The following is a 23,559-nucleotide window of genomic DNA, read 5'->3' as shown; positions in this document are numbered from 1 at the left end:
TTCTTTAGTTAGGTAACTCTTGTTTTGCTGTCTCTAATTTCTGTATCAGATTAAAGTCATCTTTGATGGCTTGACATACAATGTCTCTATCTACATCCAAATAGATGCATAATTCATAAAACAGTACAGTATGAAGCCTTATGTTTGCAAAATATAATCCCCAATCCTTAAGTAAATACTCAGGTTTATCACCGAAATGAGTATAATAGTCTCTCGATTTAGTAACATCTCCCGCAAATGCTTTCATTTTCTGATTACTCTCGAAAATTATACCTCTAACATCCTCATCTAAATCCCTGAGCGTGTCCCTAACCCGTCTTTCGAAACCGTGGTGGTGAGCGTAAGCTAAAGTACTCGCTAATTTACTTCTGAAACCCGCCTCAGTGTTCGCTGGAATGGATTCCAACATAATACCTTTTATTGGTTCATAATCCGCATCACTTAAAAACTTTCCAGCATCACCAGAAGTTTCTCTATGATAGCTCTCAATTGCCTTAGCATAATTTAAAAACTTAGTTTCCCAATCTGCCCCAGCATCGTATATATTACGTAGATAAATTTTCTTAGGCGAGTTTATCTCTTTTTTAAACCAATTGTTAATAACTGTTTGTATCTTTCCCTCGATTTTCTTGTAATCAATAAAAAGCTCAGCTGGGTGAATTTTTTTCTCTTTATATTCTTCCATCGGTAGTAAATAGAGCTCAATCTTTTCCCTTATGTTTTTTTCACTGTTGATTATATCTCCCTTAAACTCTATGCGCTTAGGGTAGATAGCCCTGTTACTCAGCAGACTAAGCAAATCCTGTAATTCGTGAATGTTTTCAAGAAACCATTCAAGTCCTTTATTTTCGTTGGGGATTATTTGAAGAGAGCCAATATGCTGAAAAATCTTAGTTTTAAACATTTCACCGTCTGTATTAAAGTGGTAGTTTGCTTTAATTGTTGCTTCAAGGCTTTCTACATATGCTTCAAATATTGGCGGGAACCTATATGTAGTACCAAAGCGTTTTAGTTTTTGACCCTCATCAAACTCATATATTTCTTCAAATGGGTTGTACCTCATCCATTCCTCGATATGCGAATAGTTAACTGAGACAGAATGAAAATTCATCTCTTCAACTGATTCATAATGGCTACCTATCAACATTTTATTAAATGTTAATTTTGACGTTACTATCCCTGACATCTTAAGCTTCGTTTCGAAACCATCATATAGAGTGATAGTTTTATTTCCATCACATTCCCCTAGTACGAAATCATATTTTTGAGCATCCATTCCATAAGTATTATGCACTGAACTTAGGGTATCAAACAGTTCTAAATTAATACCCTCCATTGAATACGTTAAAATTCCCGCAACTCTTTTATCGGGATTGTTTGGTTTCCACCAAAAACCTCGGTATTCAAAGCTATCATACATGCTTAATTTTTTCGCCAAATTATTCACCTCAAAACGATATTTTTTTAATATTCTTATTTGATTCTTAAATGACCTTCACTTTGAATCCATGAATAAAGCCATTGAACTGTTATTCCGTAATAATCAAAATAGCGCACAATATCTTTTATGTTTGAATATCCATACCAGTCGTTTTGATGGGTAAGCTCAACATTCTTTTTTGCAATACAAGATAGTTCCTGATCTTCCGAATCGCACAGAAGAACAGATGCTAGGTATAATTGCCAACAATTATCTTCATTGATGGGTATTTCTTTAATAGTTCTAGATAACAGTCTTTCCAAATCTAATACACTACACTTTTTCTGATTTTCAAGAAAATAGTTTATTATCGAGAAAACAGTGATATTTTTATATTCACCACTTAATAGCCCCGATGAAGAAACTAATACATGCTCTGTCTCATTTTTTATAAATTGTAATAGTACCTCATCGGAAGTGGGAAGACTCCTGTGTGTATCCTCCCATTCTTCTTTCCAAGCATCTAAGCCAAGATGTAAAGCTATTGCTCTAGCAGTCATGATTGAAATTTGTGAAGTTATAACGTGAGATTCATTCGTTAAATTAAAGAAGGGGGGGAGAGGCCAAATAAATTTATCTTTGTATGTTATCCTTCCATGAGCTATGGAATTGCGAATTTTTACAAGTTTGTTTATTAAAGCATAGGTTTGATCGTCAAGAATACCGTATTTCTTGAGAAAGTAGTTTATTTTAGTTGCAATTGAAGCCTCGTCACTTACAAGTATCTCCTTTAGTAAATTGAACTTAGAATTTACAGTATTCTCAAGATTATTCCCTCTTTGATTGAGTGTTTCTGTAGCAAATGATATCAAAAATTCCTTTGTCTTTTCATGGGCTTCTCTTTTAAAGTCTTCATAGTAATATCCCACGAGTAGTTCAAAGATATGGAAGTGAGTAAGGATTGCCTCGTCATGAAATGTATTCACTTCGCTTTCAAATTCCATATATAATGCTTTTCGCCATCTATCTAATAAAGTTATAATTAACGATCTAAACTCTCTTTTCTCTAATTTTTCAAGAAGGATATTTAAATCATTGGAGTAATCATAACCTTCAAATAAAAACTTACCTCGTGAAACTTCTTCTTCAGGAAACTTCGATTTGTCATCTACAATATGCTGTTCACTTCGTGTAAGCTGATAGACGGTAAATAGACGACCTGTAAAATAAGTCAGTATTCCTTCTATGACCAACAAGTCTGGGCGGATATACCGTTTTATCTCAAGTGGGCCATCGATTTCATCGATTTCTTTAATACTTTCAATGATAAGTTGACCTTCAGAAGTGTAGACATTAGTGCCGTTAAATCTAAATGCAACGTCAATGTCTATATGTTCATCATCAGATAATTCAAAAAAATCCTTGCAATGAATAATTCTTTCCATGTTATGTACACCACTTTTACTCATTTATTTTAAAATACGATAAGTTTTGTTATATGCCAATGCCATTTCACCACTCTGATTATATCATCCCCAGACATTACCAAGCTTTAATTTTTATTATCCCCCCACCCAGTGACTAGTGAAAAAGTTATTACTTATGTGCCGCAGTTAAGGCTCACTATACCCGCCTGAAAATTTTACAAAGTCCATCTGTACGCACAAAGAAACCCCAACCAGATCGGCGGGGCGTGACTGATATTGAAATGAAAATTGCCATTATCCTAATCTCTATCAAATAAAATGCTTGAAAAAGTGCCCTATTCTTCCTATCTGCTCCCGACAAAAACCTTATTTCCCCTAGTTACCATCGTGAAAGACCCCAAATACATTAGCTTGCCTTTGCCCATACCTTTCAAAATATGAACGAACATTTCTGCTTCCCTCAGAAGCTTCGAAGCCTTCTGTAGAGCGATCAGGAACTCACTATCTGTTCAATGGAAGTAGGCTTGAATAATTAAAAGCCGTAGTACGTCGATTCATACATGCGCAATCTAAAGGCAGCTTTTCGATGAGGGTTAAATATTAGGTATACAATGTAATATTGTGTCCATAATTAGTATGAAACTTCATATCATCTATACCCGTGGTTACAGGAGAACACGTTAAAAACTGGCTCGACTTTCACCAGTCGATGTAGCCCCGTTAGATGGTTAGTAATGAGTTTTGAGTTAGTAACTCAACCTCAGATTCTACTTAAGTAGCCCGTCACGGTTGCCGATAGGCAAGGGAGTCATGATAGAGCTGTACGTAAGTACACACGTGGTAAAGCCGTACCTGAGCACGTCAGATGTCATGTAGGAAACCTCAATCCACCTGTTTCCTTTACTCTTCCCCCTTGTGGGGGGGAGTAATGTTTCCTTATCCACCTGTTTTCCCTCAAAACACAAATACAAATACTTATAAACAAGGCGATAGCCCCGTGAGCGCAGCGGAGCGAACCCTCTGAGCGAAGCGAAGCCTTGACCAAGCGAAGCGCAGGGCAAGAGATAAATAACTACTCCACGGCGGGAAATGCAATAGAAAGCAAAGCTCTATATTCCACAATGGTATAAATAAAATTTACCTTCGGACAATCTATCAGAAAATGAAATTATCTTTTCGAATTGCTTAATGATTTCATGTCGATTATAAACTAACTTTTCATAATAACCCGATTGTTCCCCATCCTCAATCATAACAAATTCTCCTGTAAGCTCCAATACTGTCGGTGAGTTCAGAAATAAATCTCTCCAAGAGGAAAATACACTTTTTAAGTTCCTAGCAGAAACCTCATCAAAAAGAGTCACGCCGTGATAGTTAATCCCTGCACCAGCTGGTGTCCCATGTAAAGCTGGATTTCTACTCGGAATCCATTTTAATGTATCACTAACGTACTGAACAATGTCATCATGTATCACTACACTATCTATAACTTTAGGATTCTTTTCTCTATTCATCCAAAATTGTTCTACATCTATTGTAATAGGAATGAGATAAAACTCATGTTCTAGTGCCATCTAAATCCTCCCAAGACTTTATAACTTCTCCTTTTCCCCACCTGTTGTTTTCAGATGTAAGGTTCATAATCCCTTTCATATGACACATTCGTTTCTTCATATGTCGGTATATCTAACAGTTGCACTTTCTTAATATCCATGTGTAAAAAATCGTTTGCTAGTATTTTTACTATTCTATCAATACTCATCATATCCCAATCTTCTGAAAGCTTTGACCATACATAAATGTAGGTAGGCTTGTGGCCTTTATCATTCATCGGTGCAAAGTGGTCAACTTGACATAAGATATCTTCTTCATCCCTCGGATATATATAACTATAGTCGATGTCCTTATTTCCTTTTATGAACTCTTCAATCTCGTCACAAAATTCTTTGTCTTCTGTTTTATCAAGTTCATTATTCAATAAATTTAAGAGACAGGGCTGAGTTAATAAATCGAAATATCCTAAAAAGTTATTTTTGTCCTTGTCAGAAAACAATGTAATTTCATCATTACAACTTTTGTCGCAGAATCCATATACTCCATACCAAAATAGCCAGTGTCGAACATGTACATATATAGTGTCTGTAATATTCAATCCCCCCGATACTTAAATATTAATATCTGAAACTGACTTATGCTTATTTTAATTCCAGTATCCCACAAGACATTTCTTCAACACAACTTCTTATCAAAATTGGTTCGCACCTTTCTTCCTATATAGAGTGACCACTACTAGTAGGAGGGGATGACATCATGAAAATCAAACGAACCTTTACTGGAACGTCCAACTTAGAGGACATCTTACTATCCATTCTGAGTAGTCAAATTGACAAAGTTATCGGTACTTCTTACCATAAAGAAAGAGCAAATGCTGTTCCTTCTGAATCGGACACGGAAGGGACGGTAAGGTAATATGAGAGTTGCTATATATGCACGTGTGAGTACAAAAAGAGACGCTCAGAAGAACAGTCTTGAGAATCAGATTTCATTTGCGACTTCAATAGCCACCCAAAGTGGTTGGACTGTTGTTCGGCAATACGTGGACAACGGAATCAGCGGGGCTACTAGAGAGAAACGAGCAGAACTACTTCAGTTACTTCAAGACGCAAAAAAGAATAAGTTTGATGCTGTAATTGCAAAGTCGGTTTCGAGGCTAGGCAGAAACACCATTGAAAATCTTCTGACTGCCCGTGAAATTGAAAATCAAGGAATCCGCTTAATCTTACCTGAAGATTGTTACGACTCTGAGACAGGAGGAGCAAGCAAACTAAACTTTAATCTGAGAGCGGTACTTGCAGAAGAAGAAAGTTCCAAATCCTCGGAAAGAATAAAAATGGGTTTGAGAGCGAGTGCAGTGCAAGGAGTTTACAAGGCTTCTCTTCCCGCTTTTGGTTACAAGAGGGACAGCACGGGCAAACGACTTGAACTTGATGAAGAGTATGCTCCTATCGTTAGAGAAATCTTCGACCTTTATCTTTATCAGGATTGGGGTATGTACAAAATTAGCAATTATCTAATTGACAAAGGAATCCCCACTCCTAGAGCAGTATCGGGCGGTAGTAATGCAGGAACTTTATGGGGACAAAGTACAATAAGATTGATTCTAAAAAACATTGTTTATACGGGTACTCTTGTCCATCATCAGGAAGAAACAAGAGATTTTATATCGAAGAAACGTAAGAAGGTAGACCCAAAACAACAAATCGTTCATGAAAATGCCCACCCTGCTATTATTTCGATGGATGAACGTATCATGGCACTAGAAAAGATGAAACAAAAAGGGCAAAACAAAAGCAACGGGAATGAAAGCTTATTTGCTCACATCGCCGTTTGCGCTGATTGCGGTAAAGGGATGACCTTCCGTAAGGACAGAAGAAAGAAGGACGGAGGGGCTTATGTATGACCTTGCTCTAAAAAAATGGACAGCTTGAATCCCTCTTCAAACCCATTAGACAATCGAAACTATTGCTGAATGTCGTAGGCAAAAGGTGGTACATATCCGTTAGAAGAATGCGTACGGCGCCGGTTGTAAAACAGCTCAATATATTCGAATATGGCTTTCTTAGCCTCTGTTCTCGTCTTGAAGTTGTGCTCGTTGAGCCATTCCATCTTGAGTTTCCCCCAGAACGATTCCATTGGGGAATTATCGTGACAATTGCCTTTCCTGCTCATACTGCAGATGAATCCATGTTTCTTCAATAGCTGTTGGTATTCCTTGCTGGCATATTGTACACCACGATCTGAATGCACAATAACGCCAGTTGCAGCACCTGTTCGACCAATAGCCTGCTTCAGTGCAGCTGATATGAGATCAGTCTTCATGCTACTATCCATTGCCCAACCTATCAGCTTTCGACCATGAAGATCCATGACACCAGCGAGATAAAGCCATCCTTCCGCTGTTGGAATATACGTAATATCTGACAACCATTTTTCATTTGCTTTACTTGTCCGAAAATCCTGCGCGATAAGATTCTCGGCTACAGGAAGATTATGATTGGAGTTAGTTGTCGCCTTGTATTTCTTCACTACCTTGGATCGGATACCGTTTGCTTTCATTAGACGAGCCACACGGCCTCTGCTAGCCTTCTTCTCAGGAGGCAGATTCTTCGTAATCTGTGGTGATCCGTAAATTTTGTGACTCTTCTCATGTATGTCTTTAATCGCCTCTAGCAACTCGCGATTCTCTTGGCCCCGCTTGCTTACAGGACGAGTTATATGTGCATAGTAGCCGCTTCTTGATACCTTGAGGGCCTGGCACATCTTCGCAATCCGAAATTCGAAGCGGTGTTTAAAGATGAACTCGAATGTGTTTATTTCAGATTTTTCGCGAAGTAGGCCGCTGCTTTTTTTAGGATTTCATTCTCTTCCTTTAGATCGGCAAGTTGCTTTCGGAGTTTGCGCAGTTCCTCATCCTCCGGCTTCAAGTTTCCCTTGCCTGGAAAGGCATTGCTGCCGTCTTGCTTATAACTCTGGACCCAGTCTCGAACCGTAGTATAATGAACACCCAGCTCTGTTGCGGATTCTCGAATGGTTGACTCTCCACCCAAGATTCGTAGTGCGACCTGCTCTTTAAATGCTTTATCGAATTTCTTCTGCCCCATGTAAATCCCTCCATCTATTATTATAGAGGGTTTCTACGTGTCCATCTATTCGGGGCAGGGTCAAAGTTTACGATGAAGATGAGGTAGCATTGTTGTTCGAACTACTAGAAAAGGAACCAATGAAATGGCGTATCATGATCATGCTCGCAATAACAACAGCACTTCGCCGTGGTGAATTGGTAGGCTTGGAGTGGAAGCACATCTCGCTTGATAAGGGCATCATTGAAGTCAAGCAAAGCATTTCTCATTCAATTAATGGCGAACGAATCATAACTGAACCAAAAACTGTTAAGTCAAACCGAAAGGTAAGCTTATCTGATACTGTAATCGAACACCTCAAAGAATATTATTTAGAAGCGCGAAAAAAACGTCTGGCCCTAGGTGATGCTTGGAAAGGCGGAGACCACTTCTTTGTCTTTTCTAATGATGAAGGAATAGCTTATTATCCAGAGACACCTTATCTATGGTTTCGAGCATTTCTAAAAAAACACGGATTAAAATACATTAGGTTCCACGATCTTCGCCACACGAGTGCCACCTTATTGATCAACAAAGGCGTACATGCCAAACTCATATCGGAACGCTTGGGGCATTCCAATATTTCTACCACAATGAACATCTATGGGCATGCCTTACAGTCAGCGGACAGGGATGCAGCGAATAAACTGGATTCGTTGGTGCCACCAAAGAAAGAAAAGAAGAATGGTTAGATAAGGCTGTGCTGGATCTTCCAGCGCGGCCTATTTTTATATCCATGGCACTATAGAAAGGATCTAGGACACTTAAACGCCTCTAAAATAGTTGTTGCAATAAAACAAAAGAAAAAAAGCGATCACCCACCGCCAAAAAGGTTGACCGCCTTACGCTGGGCTCGCTTTCTTCTCCACTGAAACATTGCACCCTCACCGTGAACTAGCCCACAAACTTTTTTCACATATAACGGTCTGGCACCCGTTTATTCAACCATAATACATCTATTTCTTTTCAACAAGCTGATTCAATTACAATATCACTCAACCATGTCATCAACACATTCCACTTTGACTAGTTCAGACTTAGGAACTGCAATAGGACAAGAACAATGAATCTTACCCTCTGCAAACTTCCCTACACATTTTTCATGCCGTCCGAGCTGTTTGGCATGCTTGCTCTTGCGCTGGATCACCCTTTCTCGATGATGACGGTAATATGCTCGAGTCCGAGTACTAGATTTGAAACATGGATTATCCCTAAACGAGGAATGTGTTGAAGTAAATAAATAAAACTCAAACCAACCCTTGCCTTGCACCAGTTAATGCCTTAAATTAACTTTATAGCCTTTAATAATCTACAAAAAGGTAAGGTGCACATGAACGAGTTTATCGAAATAAGAACGGTTACAAGTATAGCTGAGTATTTAACTCATATCTCTGAGTATAATAATAATCGTAGGCAAATTTGGTATAGGGGGCAAGCAAGCTCAGATGATACCTATAAGCTCTTGCCTGGGATCTATAGAGAACCTTATTCGCTTGAATGTGAATTGGATTTTTACCACAGCTTCAAAGCAAGAGCCATCCCTTTTATCGATTTTTCACCTTCTTCTAACTGGGATTGGCAGTTTTTAATGCAACATTATGGACTACCAACACGATTTCTCGATTGGACAGAAGATGCACTTATTGCAATCGCATTTGCCGTTTTATTCAGAAAAGAACATCATCAAAATCATGATGCTGTGGTTTGGTGCTTGGATCCTTACGAGCTAAATTCAGCTTTTAATTTAAATGGTGTTAGCATCATACCTAATGTTGAAATGGAGTATATATCCAGCAACTTTGACATTGAATCTCGTCCATTAACTAATACACCCCACCCTATCGCAGTGATCGGTTCCTTAAATAATAATAGAATAATTGCCCAAAAAGGGGTTTTCACATTATTCCCAAAGTCCAGCAACCCCAGTGCTATGGAGCAGATTGCAAATAGTCATAATTTCTTGTTAAAGATAATAATTAAAGAAGAAAACATAACAAGTATTAGTACCGATCTTCGGAATATAGGTATCAGTGAATCTACCTTGTACCCTTCCCTAGAATCTGTTGCCAACCAAATTAAAAGACAATTTGTTACTCAAGGAGCAAGGCGGTGAATAATATGTTTGAAATTACAAGAGCAAAGGAATCTACAATTAAAGAGTGGTATTTTCGTAAAGATTCTGTTGATTTCAATCCGGAATACCAGCGTGTTAGCAGCGTTTGGAGTACTGAAAACAAACAACTATTAATTGATAGTATTATCAACGGCTTGGATCTCCCGAAGTTTTACTTGCATTATTTCCCAAGTAGGAATAATCCACTTAATGATAAGCAACTTACATATGCAATTATAGACGGTAAGCAGCGTATGGAAACCATTATTGATTTTTTAGATGGAGGATTTAGATTGCACCGTGATTTTGTATACTATCAAGACTCTGATGTCAATCTATCTGGAATGAATTTTCAGGAAATTACGCAACACTATCCAAAAATCCAATACCATATATATAATTATTTATTAGATGTCGTTCTCGTAGTCACAGATGAACGTGAAAAAATAGATGAACTCTTTTTGAGATTAAACGAAGGCAAACAGTTGAACAGTGCAGAGAAACGTAATGCAATTTCCGGGTACATAACAGATAAAATTAGACATATTGCCTCAACACACACTTTCTTCACAGAAAAGGTGAGCTTTAAAAACAAGCGTTATGACTACTATGATGTTTTAGTAAGACTGTTCTTTTTAGAATTTCATATAGAAGAGCTTATTCCCTTTACAAAAACAAATTTAGATAGGTTTGTGCGGAATAATCGAACAGAAAACTCCCTCATATGCGAAGCTGTAGAAAAAGCCATCACAAAGTTAGATGTAATGACAGGTGTTTTCATTGAAAAAGACCCGTTACTTAATAATAAATCAATAATTCCCGCGTACTACTTATTCATTAACAACGTTAGTGGCGAAGATATTAGAGAATTCTTGGTTGAATTTGAAAGAATCAGAAAATTGAACAGAACTACCGAGGATCCCGAAAAAAACACTGTGCTTCTTGAGTTCGATCGACTGACACAACAAGGTTCATCAAAAGTTGTATCGATGAAGAATCGGTTCGAAATATTAAAAGAATATCTAAAACTCTACAGAGAAAACAATGGAAACTTAAGTCACCTCATGCCTGTGAATATAGATGAGTTGGTGGACAGTGACGATGACTAAACAAAGACTGGGGGGCCCCCCTCCTAGTCTTTGTTTTATTCTGAAACGTTGTTCTAGAATAAAAACCACAGTTTGTTAAAAAGTCATATAAATTTTCCTTAAAGATATCAGTCCGTGCTTATGGATGGGCATTTTGTCATACCATTCATTTATGAAAAGCCGAAGGACAAGCCTCTTCGCAAAGCGGTGCGTCAAATTCACAAAGATCTGCTTCCACTCCTGTAAAAAGCATGGATTTTCACCGGGAAAGTAGGGGGAAAACTGTTAGTGGCTATGTAACGTAGCTGAGATATTACCTCAGCAGCCGTTGTGAAGGATGGCCCATGGAAAAGAAATTCGGGTAGGTCTCAAATATATGCCGCAAAAGAAGGCGGTAGCTGAAGAGAATCACAAAATAGCCTAGCAAGGACGACCTCCTTCTCGGCTATTTCGCTGTTCCTCTTTCATATTTTGCGGCGGGCTTTGCTCAAAGTATATTTTTATACTTTTGAGACGGCCCCTTTGATTAAAAAAAATCATGTCTTCCTGTACAACTTCAATGCAATACCGATCCGAACTCCAAATACCGACCGTCCATCGATCCGGAGATGTCTTAGAAGATCGCGGTGCGTTCACCGAACTCCGGCAAGTTTCCTAACGTGAGCTCTACGGCCTGCGGAGAGCGTCTCGAAGCTTGGGGTGCTCCATATGTCTGAACGCAGTCGCGATCCGGAACAACAGGATCTTCGCCTTCTGGAGTGCTGCCCTTCCGGCATCCGGCTCACGACGTAATCCAGGTGCCGCCGATCTCGAGAACGCCAGCCCGCTGTAGTGCGTTCTGGTATCGAAGCAGCGCGAAGTCGGTATCTGTTTGATCGAGCCGTTCACCGTTTCGTACGGAAGCTTGCCGCGTTCGTTCCACTCGATCTGTTCCACTTCCCCCGATGCGCACTCCAGGTTCTCCAGTGCCTCGACTTGCGGGAGCAACTCTAAGTTTGCCTCCTGCCCGCATACCGGAATAGTGTCTGCTGCTTCAGGTCGGCCGGCTTCGGATGTGCGGTTGCTCTCGCATCTATTAAGCTGTACCCTCGCCCACGTCCGTTGTACTTGATCACCCAATACTCGGACATACCGAATGGGAACCGGTTCACCTAACGTTTTCACCTGTCTAAGCCAATCGGCGGGCCATTACCGCATGTTTTCCCCACGACCAGTTGGGCGGCATTGGGGGGGAGGGACGAACCCCGCTACGTTACATTAATTTATTCCGTCAACAATCAGTCAACTCTCTCATTTTCTCGCCGTTGTTTCACATTCCCATCCCATCTGTACTCCCCCTCAAACCCACACCACTACAGCAATCTCAGCCTTCTGTACCATCCCTCACCAACAAAGCCACCGATTCTACGTGAACGGTATGCGGGAACATATCCACCGGCTGCACTTCCACCGTCCTATACCCGTCGTCTTCGAGCACTCTAAGGTCCCGTGCCAGAGTTGACGGATTGCACGACACGTACACTACCCTCTCCGGCTTCATCCGAATGATCGTGTCCAGCAGCGCCTGGTCGCAGCCTTTGCGCGGCGGATCTACGACTACTACATCTGCCACAATGCCCTCTTCCCGCCAGCGCGGTATGACTTCCTCAGACAGACCGACGGCGAACTCCGCGTTCGTAATGCCGTTCAGCTCCGCATTGCGCTTCGCATCCTCGATCGCCTCTGGCACAATCTCCACGCCGTACACCCGCCCGGCCTTCCGCGCCAGGAACAGCGAAATCGTCCCGATCCCGCAGTACGCGTCAATCACGTTCTCCGTACCTGTCAGCCCTGCATACTCTACCGCCTTACGGTACAGCTCGACAGTCTGCAGCGGATTCACCTGATAGAACGAACGCGCCGAGATGGCGAAGCGGATGCCGTCCAGCTCATCGTAGATGACATCCTGACCCCAGAGCACGAGTGTCTCCTCACCGAAGATGACGTTCGTGTTCTTCATGTTCACATTCTGCACGATGCTCTTCACATCCCGCAAAATCTCACGGATGCCGCTCACGAATAGCTCAACGTTCGGAAGCTTCCGTCCGTTCGTCACGAGGACGACCATGGTCTCGCCGGAGATGAAGCCTGTCCGCACGACAACATGACGCAGCAGCCCGCGGCCGCTTGCTTCATCGTATGCGGTCACGCCAAGCCGAGAGCCAATCTCCTTGACGCGCCGCACCGCGTCATCGTTTCGCTCATGCTGGATCAAGCACTCGTCCATGTCGATGATCCGGTGCGAGCCGCGCGCGTAGAAGCCCCCGATTAGCGAGCCGCTTGCGCCATTGTCGAGATCAGCCATCGCCATGCCGATCGGCACCTGGGCTTTGTTCCGGTAGCGCCACGGGTCCTGCATGCCAAGCGTCGGATGCACCACAATGCCTTCCCGGTCCGCAGCATCCTCACCCGACGCAAGCTCCGCTCCAGCCTTCCCGCTTCCGCTATTCGCTACCTGCAGCTTCCCGATCCTCGTCAGGTTGTCGATGACATGCTGCCGCTTCCAGTCAAGCTGCGCTTCGTAGCTCATATGCTGCAGCTGGCAGCCGCCGCACTGCTTGAAGATCGGGCACGGCGCGTCGACGCGATCCGGACTCGTCTCCAGCAGGTCCATCAGACGGGCGTAGCCATACTGCTTCTTCACCTTCATAACCTTCGCGCGGACACGCTCCCCAGGAAGCGCCCCCTGTATAAAAAGGGTAAAGCCATTAACCCGGCCTACCCCTTCGCCATCATGCGTCAAGCCGACGATCTCGGCCGTGACTTCTTCATTTTTGCTGACTGGAATACTCATGTTCCCTCCACTAGTCATGCATTCGACAATCGGCCGGCAAGGCCGTTTCACGTTCTATTCGACATGCACCTGATTCACGACTAACCGCATACTCAACAGACTAGACAATTCCCGCGAAAGTCTATTATCACCTCAACAACCAGTTTAAACCAAACACAAACCATAATTCATCTATAAAAAAGCATGTAATCCCTGAGCTTCATCTATTTATACATGATTACCATACAGCTCATGCCGTCTCTCAGATACCGCTAACTCATACAATCGCGCACATATCCCGTTTCCCATTCGACAACGCCGCTACCGGTAAGACGATTCCCCATGCTCATCGACGAAGATATGCAGATGAGATGGCAGGATGGAGAACGTGCATGGCAGGGTGCCGCCGTATTCGCCGTCGAGATTCAGCTGCACGTAGCCCGGTGTCGTTACCTTGAGCTGGCTGGTCTGAAAATGCAGGATATGCGGATCGTTCAGATGCTCGCCGCGCAGCGCCATCGAGGCAATGCGGATGAACTCGCCCAGGTTGCATTTCTTGAGTACGATCACATCAAGGAGGCCGTCCTCCAGGCTGGCGCTTGGCGCCAGCTTCTCGAAGCCGCCGACGGAGTTGCTGTTGCAGATGAGGAACAGCAAAATTTCCTCGTGAATGTCGTCCTGGCCTGCGGCCTGGATCAGCATTTCAGAGGGACGCAGGCGGGTCATTTTCTCCAGACCCTTCATATAGTAAGCCAGCTGCCCGATCATCGTCTTCAGCTTGCTCGGCACTTCATAGGTCAGCTCCGTCAGAGAGCCGCCGCCGGCTATATTAATGAAGTAGCGCTGATTCGCCTTCCCGAGGTCAATCGGGCGCGCATACTGCTGAATGATCAGGTCGCACGCATACTCCCAGTGCTTCGGGATGCCGAGTGCACGGGCGAAGTCGTTGGTGGTGCCGAGCGGCAGAATGCCAAGCGGCGGACGGACAGGATGCTCCGCCATCCCGTTGATAACCTCATACAGCGTGCCGTCCCCGCCGGCTGCAATGACAATGTCGAAGCCGCGTTCCACGGCATCCGAGGCCGCAAGCGAAGCATCGCCTTCGCCAACAGTCGCGTGGCAGCTCGTCTCGATGCCCCCAAGCTCCAGCCGCTGCAGTATGTCCGGCAGACGCCGCTTGATCTCTTCCCGTCCCGACGTCGGATTGTATATCAGTCTTGCCCGTTTAATCGCCAAACTTACGTCACTCTCCATCCTGTTCGGCTCCCGCCCCGGCCCCTCCAGAGCATGCCCTGCAATTGTGCGTGCAATCGAAAAATCAGCACGATGTGCAGATAAGCCCACCGTACTGACTGTGCTTTACTAACAGATTAACCGTAACCGGCTCCATCATAAACCATTAAGTTCCAATCTACATACGCACAAGGCGCCGTCTGGTTCCATCATACCGCAAAATTCGCCGTATTCCCAGTCCGCCCGCAGAAGCTTGTCCGTCAGAAGCCCCAGAACCGGAAGGATTCTCACCTGCTGCCAGGCTTGAATCGCCGCTGTCCTGCTCACCGCAAAGCTTACGCTCTCCCGAAGCTTCCACCCCAGCCGCACGCAGCTCCTTCAGCCCTTCCAGCCACTCGCCGATCTGCCGCTCCATCCAGCGTGACACATACGGATTCGGCAGCAGCGCCTCGCCGTTGTACCGGTATTCATAGCCCTCCAGCCGCTCCGGGATCACTGTGCTCGTAAAATAACCCCGGCTCAGAAACAGCGGCGCCACGACCACCGCTTCGCCAGGGTATTTGCGCCGCAGCGCGCCCATTACGCATCCGGCCTGGTTCGGCAGCAGCATCGCAATCTCCGACCGGGCAAAACCGCCCAGCGACCGCACCCGCTCCGCCAGCTGCGACATCCCATTCCGCCAGATGCGGTTCAGCAACTTCTCGCGGCTGCCGTGCGCCACCAGCAGCAGCGTCTCATGCTTAGGCTCTTCCGCCAGCGGCTTGATGTTCTCCCACACGAGCTCCGCGATCACCGGATCGTCGTCTATCGGCAGCCCCATCGTAACATTCGCACGGCGGACGGTAAAAGGGGCCATGTCGCCATCTCGGAACGCCGCCTTCGGGAACCCGAAGGACTGCCCGATGTCATCGACATGGGTACTGCCCGAAGAGACGAACAGCGGCAGCACGAGCATTTCGGTAACGCCGTCTGTCTCCAGCGCATCGACGCCATCCTGAATCAGCCTTCCCTCTACGATCTCGAGGAATGACGAATAGACCGGCACGCCGTCCGGCACATGAACCGCACGCACCGCTTCATCGACCAGCGCCACCCATTCCGGATCGCGCGAGCCGTGGCTGGTAACCAGAACGCCCGGCTTCATTGCTATCTCCCAAGGCGGGACAGCGCCATCGTATAGCCGTCATTGCCATAGTTCAGGCACCGCTTCACACGCGAAATAGTAGCCGTGCTTGCTCCGGTCTCCGCTTCGATCTGATTGTAGGTTGAGCCTTTGCCAAGCATGCGGGCAACCTCCAGACGCTGCGACAGCGACTGAATCTCGTTCACCGTGCACAGGTCATCAAAGAATATATAGCATTCCTCCACTGTCTTGAGCGTCAGAATCGCCTCGAACAGCTGGTCAATGGATTTATCATTCAGCTTCTTAAGCTGCATACAGGTCACCTCTATTTTTATGAGAACAATTATTCTCAATTGTATAGGCTTTGACAGCATTTATCAACCTTCACCGTAGTCACGCTTTACAGAACAGAAGGGTTTGGGCGCGGTATAGCGGTTTATACCTGACAGCCTAAGTAACCCTTACTTTTGTGCAGGCTCCCAGGCCATACCTTAAGTCCGTCCATTCCATTCACAAATCTGTTCATTCACCCAGGAAATCCGCCGCAACCGGGCATTCGTCCAATCGCCGCGCCCGCCTAACCCATAGACTGTTAACAAGTGGAAACGGCGAAAGCCCGCTTTACTCGCGATTCTGGCGGCCTGCTGGACGCTTCCTTGTCGCAAGCGAGCGGGCGGGTTCTTCCTCGCCGGCGTTCTGATAATCTGACAGAAAAGGGTTGTGATCGCGTGAATCCGTATTATCGCAGCATCCGCAGCCATCGGGCTTACCAGCCAACGGCGGACGGCGGACAATATCCCGGCTTCAATGACAATTCGTCCTTTGGAGGCGGCGCTCCCGGCGCAGGCTTCCCCTTCGGCGGCACCCCTGTGCCAGACAGTGAATCTCCCAACCTGCCGGCTGTTATTCCTTCCGCAGATGCAGCACCAACAGGCGGCAAAGGCGGCTTCTCACTGGCAAACCTTGGTGAGCTGAAGGGATTAATCGACCGCATGGGCGGTCTGGACGGCATTCTCGGCACGATGACTAAGGTCCAGAAGCTGTTCTCAAATGTGCAGCAGATGGCTCCGATGCTGAAGCTGCTGATGGGCTCCATCGGCAAGAAGAGTGCAGCCTCTGTGCTTTCCGACGATGATGAAGGCGAATGGAGGCCATCCCGCCGGCGCAGACGCCGTAAGACTCGCAGACGCAGCGGCACTGGCGGCACCGGCTCACGGCGCAAGAGCAAATCGCGCCGCCGTTCCCGCACATAGGGAGAGCGGTACACGGGAAGCAAGCAGGCTCCCCGGCAGAGCAGAAGCAGTCTGCGGATTGCAGTCACAACAGGAGCCACAAGGCCCGGATAGGGCAATGTGGCTCCTGTATGATTTTCCTCTTATGTGCATCTGTAAACGACCGGTCTGCATCCGCAGCAGACTGCACTGTTATCTCGCCCGCGTATTCGCGCGCTGCAGCCCCCGGTCATCCTGATCCGCTGCCATCTCCTGAATGTTCACCGTGTCGCTGGCATTACCGTATTCCTCAAGCGTCTTCCAGGCATCCGCTTCGTCGAAGCGCCCGTTGTTCGCCTGTCTTGCTTCACCGGCGCCAGTCGGCGGAGTGGTCATGACATCCTCCTCAACCGGCCGCTTCTCCGTCATGGTCTGATGCGCGCGCGCATGATCGATGCAGTACGGCGTCTCCGGCACGGCCTCCAGCCGCTCGAACGGGATCTCGGCCCCGCACTCCGTGCATGCGCCATATGTGCCTTCCTCCATCCGCTCCAGCGCCGCTTCGATCTCCTCCAGACGCCCGCGGTAATTGTCGTTCAGCGCCATGTCGCGCTCCCGCTCGAACGTTTCGGTACCGAGATCCGCCGGATGGTTATCCGCCGAGCTCAGCTCACCGACAGAATCCTGCAGGGATATCGTAAACTCGCCGTCAATCTCTTCATCCCGTATATCAAAATGACCCGCCAGCTGCTCGCGCTCTTCAAGGAGCTGTTGCTTCAACTGCTGCAGCTGTTCCTCATTCAGATGTTTCATGCTGATCAGCCTCCCAAGTCCATTTGTATTCCTTATACCCTCCCCGCACCGGTCATGACGCAAGCCAGCGTGCCTGATGGGATTCTCTTCCTGGAAAGAACATTGTTAAGACCAGCGTACTATTTCCCGGAAAATAATTGTCGCATTAGGTAAAGCGCTTCCGATAACGGGTAATACTAACAGATACCAACTGGAGGTGAAAAGAGCGATGGAACAACGTCAATTCGGCAAAACGGATATGCGTGTGACCGTGCTTGGCTTTGGCAGTGCCGAGATCGGCATGGACAAGGATCTGAATGTCTCCCAGGAGGATGCGAACCAACTGCTGAACAAGGTGCTCGACAGCGGCATTAATGTCATTGATACAGCGTCCAGCTACAACACCAGTGAAGAGAAGATCGGCAGAGCCATCTCGCATCGCAGGCAGGAGTATTACCTCTTCAGCAAATGCGGCGAGGGCAGCAGTGTAGGGCTGGATTATCCAGACTGGGACGCGCGTAATGTGCGCCCAAGCGTCGAGCGGAGCCTCAAGCGGCTGCAGACCGATTACCTCGACCTCGTGCTCATTCACAGCTGCTCGGAGGCGATTTTGCGCCAGGGAGATCTGATTAAGGAAGTGAAGAAGCTGAAGGAGGACGGGCTCGTCCGTTACATCGGGTACAGCGGCGACAGCACGAATGCCCTCTATGCCATTCAGACGGATGAATTCGACGTGCTGGAGACCTCGCTAAACTTGGCGGATCAGGAGCCGATAGACTTGAAGACGCTGGATGAAGCGGAGAAACGCCAGATGGGCGTCATCATCAAACGTCCGGTGGCGAACGTGGTCTGGAACCGTGGGCCAGGGGCTCCGAACAACCCGGACATCTACAAGGAGCGGCTGGACAAGCTGAACTACTCCTTCATGACCGAGTCGCCGGATAAGATTCTGGAGTATGCGCTGCGCTTCACGCTCTCCGTGCCGCAGGTCGATACAGCGATCGTCGGAACGACTAAGCCGGAGCATGTGCTCGAAAATATCGCCATCGCCAACAAAGGCAAGCTCAGCGACCCGGAAATGAACGACATCCGCCGCCGGTGGCAGGAAGTATGTGAGCCCGCCTGGGCAGGCTTGAAGTGAACCTAGCAGCAGTTGGCCTCCTGTGAAGGCTGGAAAATAAGGCAGGGACAAAGGAGACGGCGCAGGCCGTCTTCCTTTATTTTCTGTACAATATGCAGCCTCTCCTTCCTAGTAAATGAGACTGAGCGCACCATGGTGCTGGAGAAGACCGAGCAGCTGCCCGCTGGAGAGGTGCGGTGAGATTACGCTGCGCAGTTACATCCTCTCTTCTCAAACAGCCCCCACACTCACAACCTAAGCCCGCAATTCTTCGCACGAGCAGCTGTCATTTTCCCGCTCGGCCCTATTAGTAATCCACCCTCTCCTGCCGATAAAATATAAGCGTGATTCCGCTGTACATAGGCACTTATCAGCTTATCGCATGATGGCAGCGTCCAGCAGGGAAGAATGATTAATTTCACACCAGCAAGAAGGATTTTCCCGTCTGCTATGGAGTATTTACCCCCCATCTAATTCGACACGTTACGACAAAAACTACCAAGGAGCGATCACATCACATGAATGTCGTTACACCACCCGCAGCATCCGAAGCATCCGCATCACCAGCACCTAAGTCACTAAGTATCGTCGAGCAAGTTTATCTCCAGCGGACCAAGGTTATGGCCGGATTATTCGGATCACTCTTCCTGCTGGGTGCTATGGTAATCGTTCTCGCCCAAGGCTGGCAGTTCCTCCCTCTGTGCGTTCTGCTTGGCGTAACCAGCGGGGTGCTGTATGGGATTATCCGTCTGAAGAAAGGGCTGACATCCACCCCTTATATCGTTGTCGCCTCTCTATTAATCATTAGTACAATGCTGAATCTGGCTTCTCTTAATGATGATATCTTCATCCTATCGGGCGTCATTCTATGTCTATACCCGAATTACCGCCCGCTGCTGATTTATTCGATTGTTGCCCTGGCTGGGGTGAATAGTCTGATAGCTGCCGGGGCGGTCACCGTACCGGTACACGAGAATTTAATCATGTTCAATATGCTGCTTATTATTACTCTGATCCTGCTGATTATGGGGTCATTGCTTGGACAAAAGCTGCTGCGGCAGGCACTGCTTAATATCCAGATGTCTCGTCAGGCTACCGCTCAGACCACCTCACTGCTGGACAAGGTGAAGCAGACCGTATCCGTACTGGACCAGTTCAATCAGGGGCTGCAGGAGAACAGTAAGACAACCGGCCGGATTACGAATGAAGTGGCAAGCGGCTTCCAGGAGATTAAGAAGGGTGTTGAGAGCCAGGCAGCCAGCATAGCGGAAATGTCTGAGTCGATGGCCCTCTCAAACGAGGAGATAGCTGCCGTATCGGCGAATACGAACGGAATGAAGGATGTGTCCATGAAGACAGCCAAGGTTACCTCTGAAGGAACAGGCCAGATTCAGGATATGGTTGCCCGGATTCGCGTAGTGGAAGAGATTATGGATGCGATCGTCATGTCGATGGAACAGCTGAACACGCAGAATCAGGCGGTCGGCAGCATCCTTTCAACCATCTCGGAAATTGCGAGCCAGACGAACCTTCTCTCCCTGAACGCGTCCATAGAGGCTGCACGTGCAGGCGAGAATGGCCGCGGGTTCGCTGTGGTCGCGAATGAAGTGAAGAAGCTGGCCGAGAATTCGCAGAAATATACCGAGGAGATCGCTTCGATCCTGGACGGCTCCAAGGACTCGTTCATCTCACTTGCAACTCAGGTCATGCGCGGTAAGGAGGCACTGGTAGACGGCAAGAAGTCAGCGGAGAAATCCGAGGCGGTGTTCTACCAGATTACCGAATTTACCAATCAGGTCGTCACGCAGGCTGTCGGGGTCGAGGAGAAGACGAACAAGATCAAGCTGTCATCAAATCATATTGTCAGTGAGATCAGCACGATTGCCAGTGTGACGGAAGAGTCGACAGCCGCATTCCAGCAAATTTCCGCCAACGTCGATAACCAGCGGCATATGGTCGACCAGACGCTGAGCAGCTTCCGCGAGCTGGAGAAGCTTATTGCCGAACTGAAGGAACTGACGCATGAGCGGAGCGCCCAGCCGTAATCAATCAATACTTCTCAAGAGCTGTATGTAAAATAGCAGCGGTACCCGTCCCTCTACTTACGAGGCGGTGTGCCGCTGTTGTTTGCCAGATGTCTTATACACCACTGACCACTGACTCTTACTTGTCATATCGCCAAGCTGTGCCTGCCTTCCTATGTGTGTCTCACGAGCCGGGAAGCTAAGGCAGCAGCAGCAGAATTACCAGCACAGCCAGCAGCATATCCATCACAGCCAAGCTGGCGAACAGGAACCAGATGATGCCGCTGGCGGAGCGGAAGGAATCGCTGTTGATCCCGTCACGCTTCTGGAAGTATTCCCTGGTCGCCAGTAACAGGATGACACCTGCCAGGATTACGGCCGCTATACCGGCTATTGCCGCCAGTGTATGCCCTGCACTCTCATGCCGGGTTGAACGGAACACGACGCCTGCGGCCAGGAAGCCAAGACCGCCGACGGTCACCGTCGTCCGAACCCATGCCAGATACGTCCGTTCGTTGGCCAGATGCTGCTGTACATACCGGGATTCACCGCTGGTTGAAGACTTGTCTTTTCCTTGGTACACAGGGCTTCCCTCCTCTTGTTAGCCGATGGTAAAACTTACTTCATTCATGATAATGACACGGGATGAAACCTTTTTTGTGATATCGAGAAAATAGTATTGAAAAAACCATCCACATCCTTTAAAATAAACCAAGTACTGAGGTCGGAATTAATAAATATTCCTTTAAATCTATGTTTATACAATCCGCCCTCTCCAGTTTGGCATTACGATGGAGGGATTACCCTGATACAGTTAGAAGGGATCAGCAAGCGCTATAAGAATGGTAAGCTCGTCACGACAGCGGTCGATAACGTATCCCTTACCATTAACAAGGGCGATATATTCGGCATCATCGGTCATTCCGGCGCCGGCAAAAGCACACTGATCCGATGCGTCAACCTGCTGGAGCGTCCTACCGAAGGCAGGGTGATCGTCGGCGGAACCGACCTGACGGCGCTGAAGTCAGGCATGCTGCAGGATGCGCGGAAGCGGATCGGCATGATTTTCCAGCACTTTAATCTGCTTACCACGGCTACTGTGCGGGCAAACGTTGCGTTCCCGCTGGAGCTGGCCAAGATGCCGAGAGCACAGATCCGCAACCGGGTGGATGAGCTTCTCAAGCTCGTCGGGCTCAGCGAGCATGGCGACAAGTACCCGGCGCAGCTGTCGGGCGGACAAAAGCAGCGCGTCGGCATTGCCCGGGCACTGGCGAACAACCCGCATGTCCTGCTCTGCGATGAGGCGACTTCGGCGCTCGACCCGCAGACGACAAGCTCGATCCTGTCCCTGCTGCTCGACATTAACCGGCAGCTCGGGATCACGATTCTGCTCATCACCCATGAGATGAACGTCATCCGCTCCATCTGCAACCGGGTTGCTGTCATGGACAAGGGCCGCGTCGTTGAGACCGGCGATGTGCTGGATGTCTTCCTGAAGCCGCAGATGCAGGTTACCAAGGATTTTGTCGCGCAGGTTGCCGACACAATCGACTCCGGGCATTTCGATAACCGGCCTGAGGGTATCGTAGTGCGGGTGCATTTTATCGGTGAAGTGACGTACGAGCCTATCCTCTACGAGGAAGTGAAGAAGACGAGCGCCACCTTCGCGATTCTGCAGGGCACGGTTTCCCGGATGAAGGATACGCCTTACGGCCAGCTCGTAGTTGAGCTGCGCGGCAGCGCGGCTGATACGGGCAGCGTGCTCGAAGGACTCCGCAAGCGCGGCCTTGATGTGGAGGTGATCGGATGAGAACCCTGTCAGCTTACCAGGATTTCATCGACTTTTTTGCCGAGATCAACTGGAAGGAAATCTGGCGCGGGAGCGAGCAGACCATCCAAATGCTGGGCTTCTCCATGCTCTTCACCGTGCTGCTCGGTCTTGCGCTCGGCGTCCTGCTGTTCCTGACCACCCGCGGTCAGCTTCTGGAGAATAAGATTGTCTATACGGTCTTGTCTTATGTCATTAATATACTGCGTTCAGTGCCTTTCATCATTCTGATGATCTCCATTATACCACTGACCAAGATCATTGTTGGCACCTCCATTGGGGTAAAAGGGGCGATCCCGCCGCTGGTCATTGCCGCCGCTCCGTTCTTCGCACGTCTGGTTGAGACGGCGCTGCGCGAAGTAGACCGCGGTGTTATCGAAGCCGCTCAAGCCATGGGTGCTTCCAAGTGGACGATCATCTGGCGCGTGATGCTGCGCGAGGCCCGTACCGGTATTATAGCGGCTATCACGATTACGGCCGTTACCCTGGTCTCGTATACCGCTATGGCAGGCGCAATCGGCGCCGGCGGTCTTGGCGACCTTGCGATCCGCTACGGCTACCAGCGCTTCCGGCCTGATATTCTGGTCGTCACCGTCGGCCTACTGATCGTGCTCGTGCAGCTGCTGCAAACACTGGGCGACTGGCTCGTCCGCAGACTTACCCGCAAGTAAGGTTGTACTGGCAGGGCT

General features: G+C 47.5%; 22 protein-coding genes. 10 read left to right on the top strand and 12 right to left on the bottom strand.

Annotation, left to right across the window (positions count from 1 at the left end; genetic code table 11):
* Window positions 1–4: 4 nt before the first annotated feature.
* The 4 genes from L1N82_RS22250 to L1N82_RS22235 all read right to left on the bottom strand — a co-directional run bounded on the left by L1N82_RS22250 (window position 5) and on the right by L1N82_RS22235 (window position 4,999).
* On the bottom strand, window positions 5–1,447 hold the full coding sequence (locus tag L1N82_RS22250) for an ApeA N-terminal domain 1-containing protein (RefSeq protein ID WP_235289634.1): 1,443 nt from the start codon (window positions 1,445–1,447) through the stop codon (window positions 5–7).
* Window positions 1,448–1,473: 26 nt separating this feature from the next.
* The gene (locus L1N82_RS22245) at window positions 1,474–2,865 is read right to left on the bottom strand and encodes a hypothetical protein (protein WP_235289633.1); all 1,392 of its coding nucleotides are present in this window, start codon (window positions 2,863–2,865) and stop codon (window positions 1,474–1,476) included.
* Between the two features lie 1,091 nt (window positions 2,866–3,956).
* Window positions 3,957–4,421, bottom strand: coding sequence for a hypothetical protein (locus L1N82_RS22240; RefSeq protein WP_235289632.1), 465 nt, complete (start codon window positions 4,419–4,421; stop codon window positions 3,957–3,959).
* Window positions 4,422–4,471: 50 nt separating this feature from the next.
* Complete coding sequence (locus L1N82_RS22235; protein WP_235289631.1) at window positions 4,472–4,999, bottom strand: hypothetical protein; 528 nt, start codon at window positions 4,997–4,999, stop codon at window positions 4,472–4,474.
* Between the two features lie 158 nt (window positions 5,000–5,157).
* On the opposite strand from L1N82_RS22235, the gene L1N82_RS22230 reads away from it, so the two are divergent.
* On the top strand, window positions 5,158–5,316 hold the full coding sequence (locus L1N82_RS22230; protein WP_235289630.1) for a hypothetical protein: 159 nt from the start codon (window positions 5,158–5,160) through the stop codon (window positions 5,314–5,316).
* A gap of 1 nt (window position 5,317) precedes the next feature.
* Window positions 5,318–6,307, top strand: a complete 990-nt coding sequence (locus L1N82_RS22225; protein WP_235289629.1) for a recombinase family protein — start codon at window positions 5,318–5,320, stop codon at window positions 6,305–6,307.
* 59 nt (window positions 6,308–6,366) lie between these two features.
* On the opposite strand, the gene L1N82_RS22220 is transcribed toward L1N82_RS22225, so the two are convergent.
* A protein-coding gene (locus tag L1N82_RS22220) for an IS3 family transposase (protein ID WP_407946805.1) occupies window positions 6,367–7,508 on the bottom strand; the annotation gives its coding sequence in 2 pieces (ribosomal slippage) (window positions 6,367–7,259 and window positions 7,259–7,508; 1,143 coding nt in all).
* Window positions 7,509–7,555: 47 nt separating this feature from the next.
* On the opposite strand from L1N82_RS22220, the gene L1N82_RS22210 reads away from it, so the two are divergent.
* The 3 genes from L1N82_RS22210 to L1N82_RS22200 all read left to right on the top strand — a co-directional run bounded on the left by L1N82_RS22210 (window position 7,556) and on the right by L1N82_RS22200 (window position 10,748).
* A complete protein-coding gene (locus tag L1N82_RS22210) occupies window positions 7,556–8,218 on the top strand; it encodes a site-specific integrase (RefSeq protein WP_328284515.1) in 663 nt (220 codons plus the stop codon).
* A 638-nt stretch (window positions 8,219–8,856) separates the two neighbouring features.
* On the top strand, window positions 8,857–9,639 hold the full coding sequence (locus L1N82_RS22205) for an FRG domain-containing protein (RefSeq protein ID WP_235289626.1): 783 nt from the start codon (window positions 8,857–8,859) through the stop codon (window positions 9,637–9,639).
* Between the two features lie 5 nt (window positions 9,640–9,644).
* A complete protein-coding gene (locus L1N82_RS22200) occupies window positions 9,645–10,748 on the top strand; it encodes a DUF262 domain-containing protein (RefSeq protein WP_235289625.1) in 1,104 nt (367 codons plus the stop codon).
* 645 nt (window positions 10,749–11,393) lie between these two features.
* Here the strand turns inward: L1N82_RS22200 and L1N82_RS22195 are convergent.
* The 5 genes from L1N82_RS22195 to L1N82_RS22175 form a co-directional block, all read right to left on the bottom strand.
* Complete coding sequence (locus L1N82_RS22195; RefSeq protein ID WP_235289624.1) at window positions 11,394–11,714, bottom strand: hypothetical protein; 321 nt, start codon at window positions 11,712–11,714, stop codon at window positions 11,394–11,396.
* 376 nt (window positions 11,715–12,090) lie between these two features.
* Window positions 12,091–13,560, bottom strand: coding sequence for a 23S rRNA (uracil(1939)-C(5))-methyltransferase RlmD (gene rlmD / locus L1N82_RS22190; RefSeq protein ID WP_235289623.1), 1,470 nt, complete (start codon window positions 13,558–13,560; stop codon window positions 12,091–12,093).
* A gap of 300 nt (window positions 13,561–13,860) precedes the next feature.
* A complete protein-coding gene (locus tag L1N82_RS22185; protein ID WP_235289641.1) occupies window positions 13,861–14,769 on the bottom strand; it encodes a diacylglycerol kinase in 909 nt (302 codons plus the stop codon).
* A 181-nt stretch (window positions 14,770–14,950) separates the two neighbouring features.
* Window positions 14,951–15,916, bottom strand: a complete 966-nt coding sequence (locus L1N82_RS22180) for a sirohydrochlorin chelatase (protein WP_328284514.1) — start codon at window positions 15,914–15,916, stop codon at window positions 14,951–14,953.
* 2 nt (window positions 15,917–15,918) lie between these two features.
* On the bottom strand, window positions 15,919–16,209 hold the full coding sequence (locus L1N82_RS22175) for a YerC/YecD family TrpR-related protein (protein WP_111149841.1): 291 nt from the start codon (window positions 16,207–16,209) through the stop codon (window positions 15,919–15,921).
* 285 nt (window positions 16,210–16,494) lie between these two features.
* Here L1N82_RS22175 and L1N82_RS22170 point away from each other — a divergent pair, with 285 nt between their 5' ends.
* Window positions 16,495–17,148, top strand: coding sequence for a tyrosine protein kinase (locus L1N82_RS22170; RefSeq protein WP_235289622.1), 654 nt, complete (start codon window positions 16,495–16,497; stop codon window positions 17,146–17,148).
* A 171-nt stretch (window positions 17,149–17,319) separates the two neighbouring features.
* Here L1N82_RS22170 and L1N82_RS22165 read toward each other — a convergent pair whose 3' ends face one another.
* Complete coding sequence (locus tag L1N82_RS22165) at window positions 17,320–17,919, bottom strand: TraR/DksA C4-type zinc finger protein (protein ID WP_235289621.1); 600 nt, start codon at window positions 17,917–17,919, stop codon at window positions 17,320–17,322.
* A 208-nt stretch (window positions 17,920–18,127) separates the two neighbouring features.
* Between L1N82_RS22165 and L1N82_RS22160 the strand changes: the two genes are divergently transcribed.
* Window positions 18,128–19,039, top strand: a complete 912-nt coding sequence (locus L1N82_RS22160; protein WP_235289620.1) for an aldo/keto reductase — start codon at window positions 18,128–18,130, stop codon at window positions 19,037–19,039.
* Window positions 19,040–19,536: 497 nt separating this feature from the next.
* On the top strand, window positions 19,537–21,063 hold the full coding sequence (locus tag L1N82_RS22155) for a methyl-accepting chemotaxis protein (protein ID WP_235289619.1): 1,527 nt from the start codon (window positions 19,537–19,539) through the stop codon (window positions 21,061–21,063).
* Window positions 21,064–21,241: 178 nt separating this feature from the next.
* On the opposite strand, the gene L1N82_RS22150 is transcribed toward L1N82_RS22155, so the two are convergent.
* Window positions 21,242–21,625 carry a YidH family protein gene (locus tag L1N82_RS22150; RefSeq protein WP_235289618.1) on the bottom strand — a complete coding sequence of 128 codons (384 nt, stop codon included), beginning with the start codon at window positions 21,623–21,625 and terminating at the stop codon, window positions 21,242–21,244.
* 222 nt (window positions 21,626–21,847) lie between these two features.
* Between L1N82_RS22150 and L1N82_RS22145 the strand changes: the two genes are divergently transcribed.
* Complete coding sequence (locus L1N82_RS22145) at window positions 21,848–22,852, top strand: methionine ABC transporter ATP-binding protein (protein WP_235289640.1); 1,005 nt, start codon at window positions 21,848–21,850, stop codon at window positions 22,850–22,852.
* A complete protein-coding gene (locus tag L1N82_RS22140) occupies window positions 22,849–23,541 on the top strand; it encodes a methionine ABC transporter permease (RefSeq protein ID WP_268822103.1) in 693 nt (230 codons plus the stop codon). Before L1N82_RS22145 ends, L1N82_RS22140 begins: the two co-directional genes overlap by 4 nt.
* Window positions 23,542–23,559: the final 18 nt, after the last annotated feature.

It is taken from the genome of Paenibacillus tarimensis (assembly GCF_021532315.1).
Classification (GTDB): domain Bacteria; phylum Bacillota; class Bacilli; order Paenibacillales; family Paenibacillaceae; genus Paenibacillus_I; species Paenibacillus_I tarimensis.
This window is presented reverse-complemented; position numbering and strand designations above follow the sequence as displayed.

What these genes read in the sequence shown, in the direction of transcription:
- L1N82_RS22160 (WP_235289620.1), top strand. Translation starts at nt 18,128, where the DNA reads ATGGAACAACGTCAATTCGGCAAAACGGATATGCGTGTGACCGTGCTT.
- L1N82_RS22180 (WP_328284514.1), bottom strand. Translation starts at nt 15,916, where the DNA reads ATGAAGCCGGGCGTTCTGGTTACCAGCCACGGCTCGCGCGATCCGGAA.
- L1N82_RS22225 (WP_235289629.1), top strand. Translation starts at nt 5,318, where the DNA reads ATGAGAGTTGCTATATATGCACGTGTGAGTACAAAAAGAGACGCTCAG.
- L1N82_RS22200 (WP_235289625.1), top strand. Translation starts at nt 9,645, where the DNA reads ATGTTTGAAATTACAAGAGCAAAGGAATCTACAATTAAAGAGTGGTAT.
- L1N82_RS22155 (WP_235289619.1), top strand. Translation starts at nt 19,537, where the DNA reads ATGAATGTCGTTACACCACCCGCAGCATCCGAAGCATCCGCATCACCA.
- L1N82_RS22140 (WP_268822103.1), top strand. Translation starts at nt 22,849, where the DNA reads ATGAGAACCCTGTCAGCTTACCAGGATTTCATCGACTTTTTTGCCGAG.
- L1N82_RS22175 (WP_111149841.1), bottom strand. Translation starts at nt 16,209, where the DNA reads ATGCAGCTTAAGAAGCTGAATGATAAATCCATTGACCAGCTGTTCGAG.
- rlmD (WP_235289623.1), bottom strand. Translation starts at nt 13,560, where the DNA reads ATGAGTATTCCAGTCAGCAAAAATGAAGAAGTCACGGCCGAGATCGTC.
- L1N82_RS22165 (WP_235289621.1), bottom strand. Translation starts at nt 17,919, where the DNA reads ATGAAACATCTGAATGAGGAACAGCTGCAGCAGTTGAAGCAACAGCTC.
- L1N82_RS22230 (WP_235289630.1), top strand. Translation starts at nt 5,158, where the DNA reads ATGAAAATCAAACGAACCTTTACTGGAACGTCCAACTTAGAGGACATC.
- L1N82_RS22245 (WP_235289633.1), bottom strand. Translation starts at nt 2,865, where the DNA reads ATGGAAAGAATTATTCATTGCAAGGATTTTTTTGAATTATCTGATGAT.
- L1N82_RS22205 (WP_235289626.1), top strand. Translation starts at nt 8,857, where the DNA reads ATGAACGAGTTTATCGAAATAAGAACGGTTACAAGTATAGCTGAGTAT.
- L1N82_RS22240 (WP_235289632.1), bottom strand. Translation starts at nt 4,421, where the DNA reads ATGGCACTAGAACATGAGTTTTATCTCATTCCTATTACAATAGATGTA.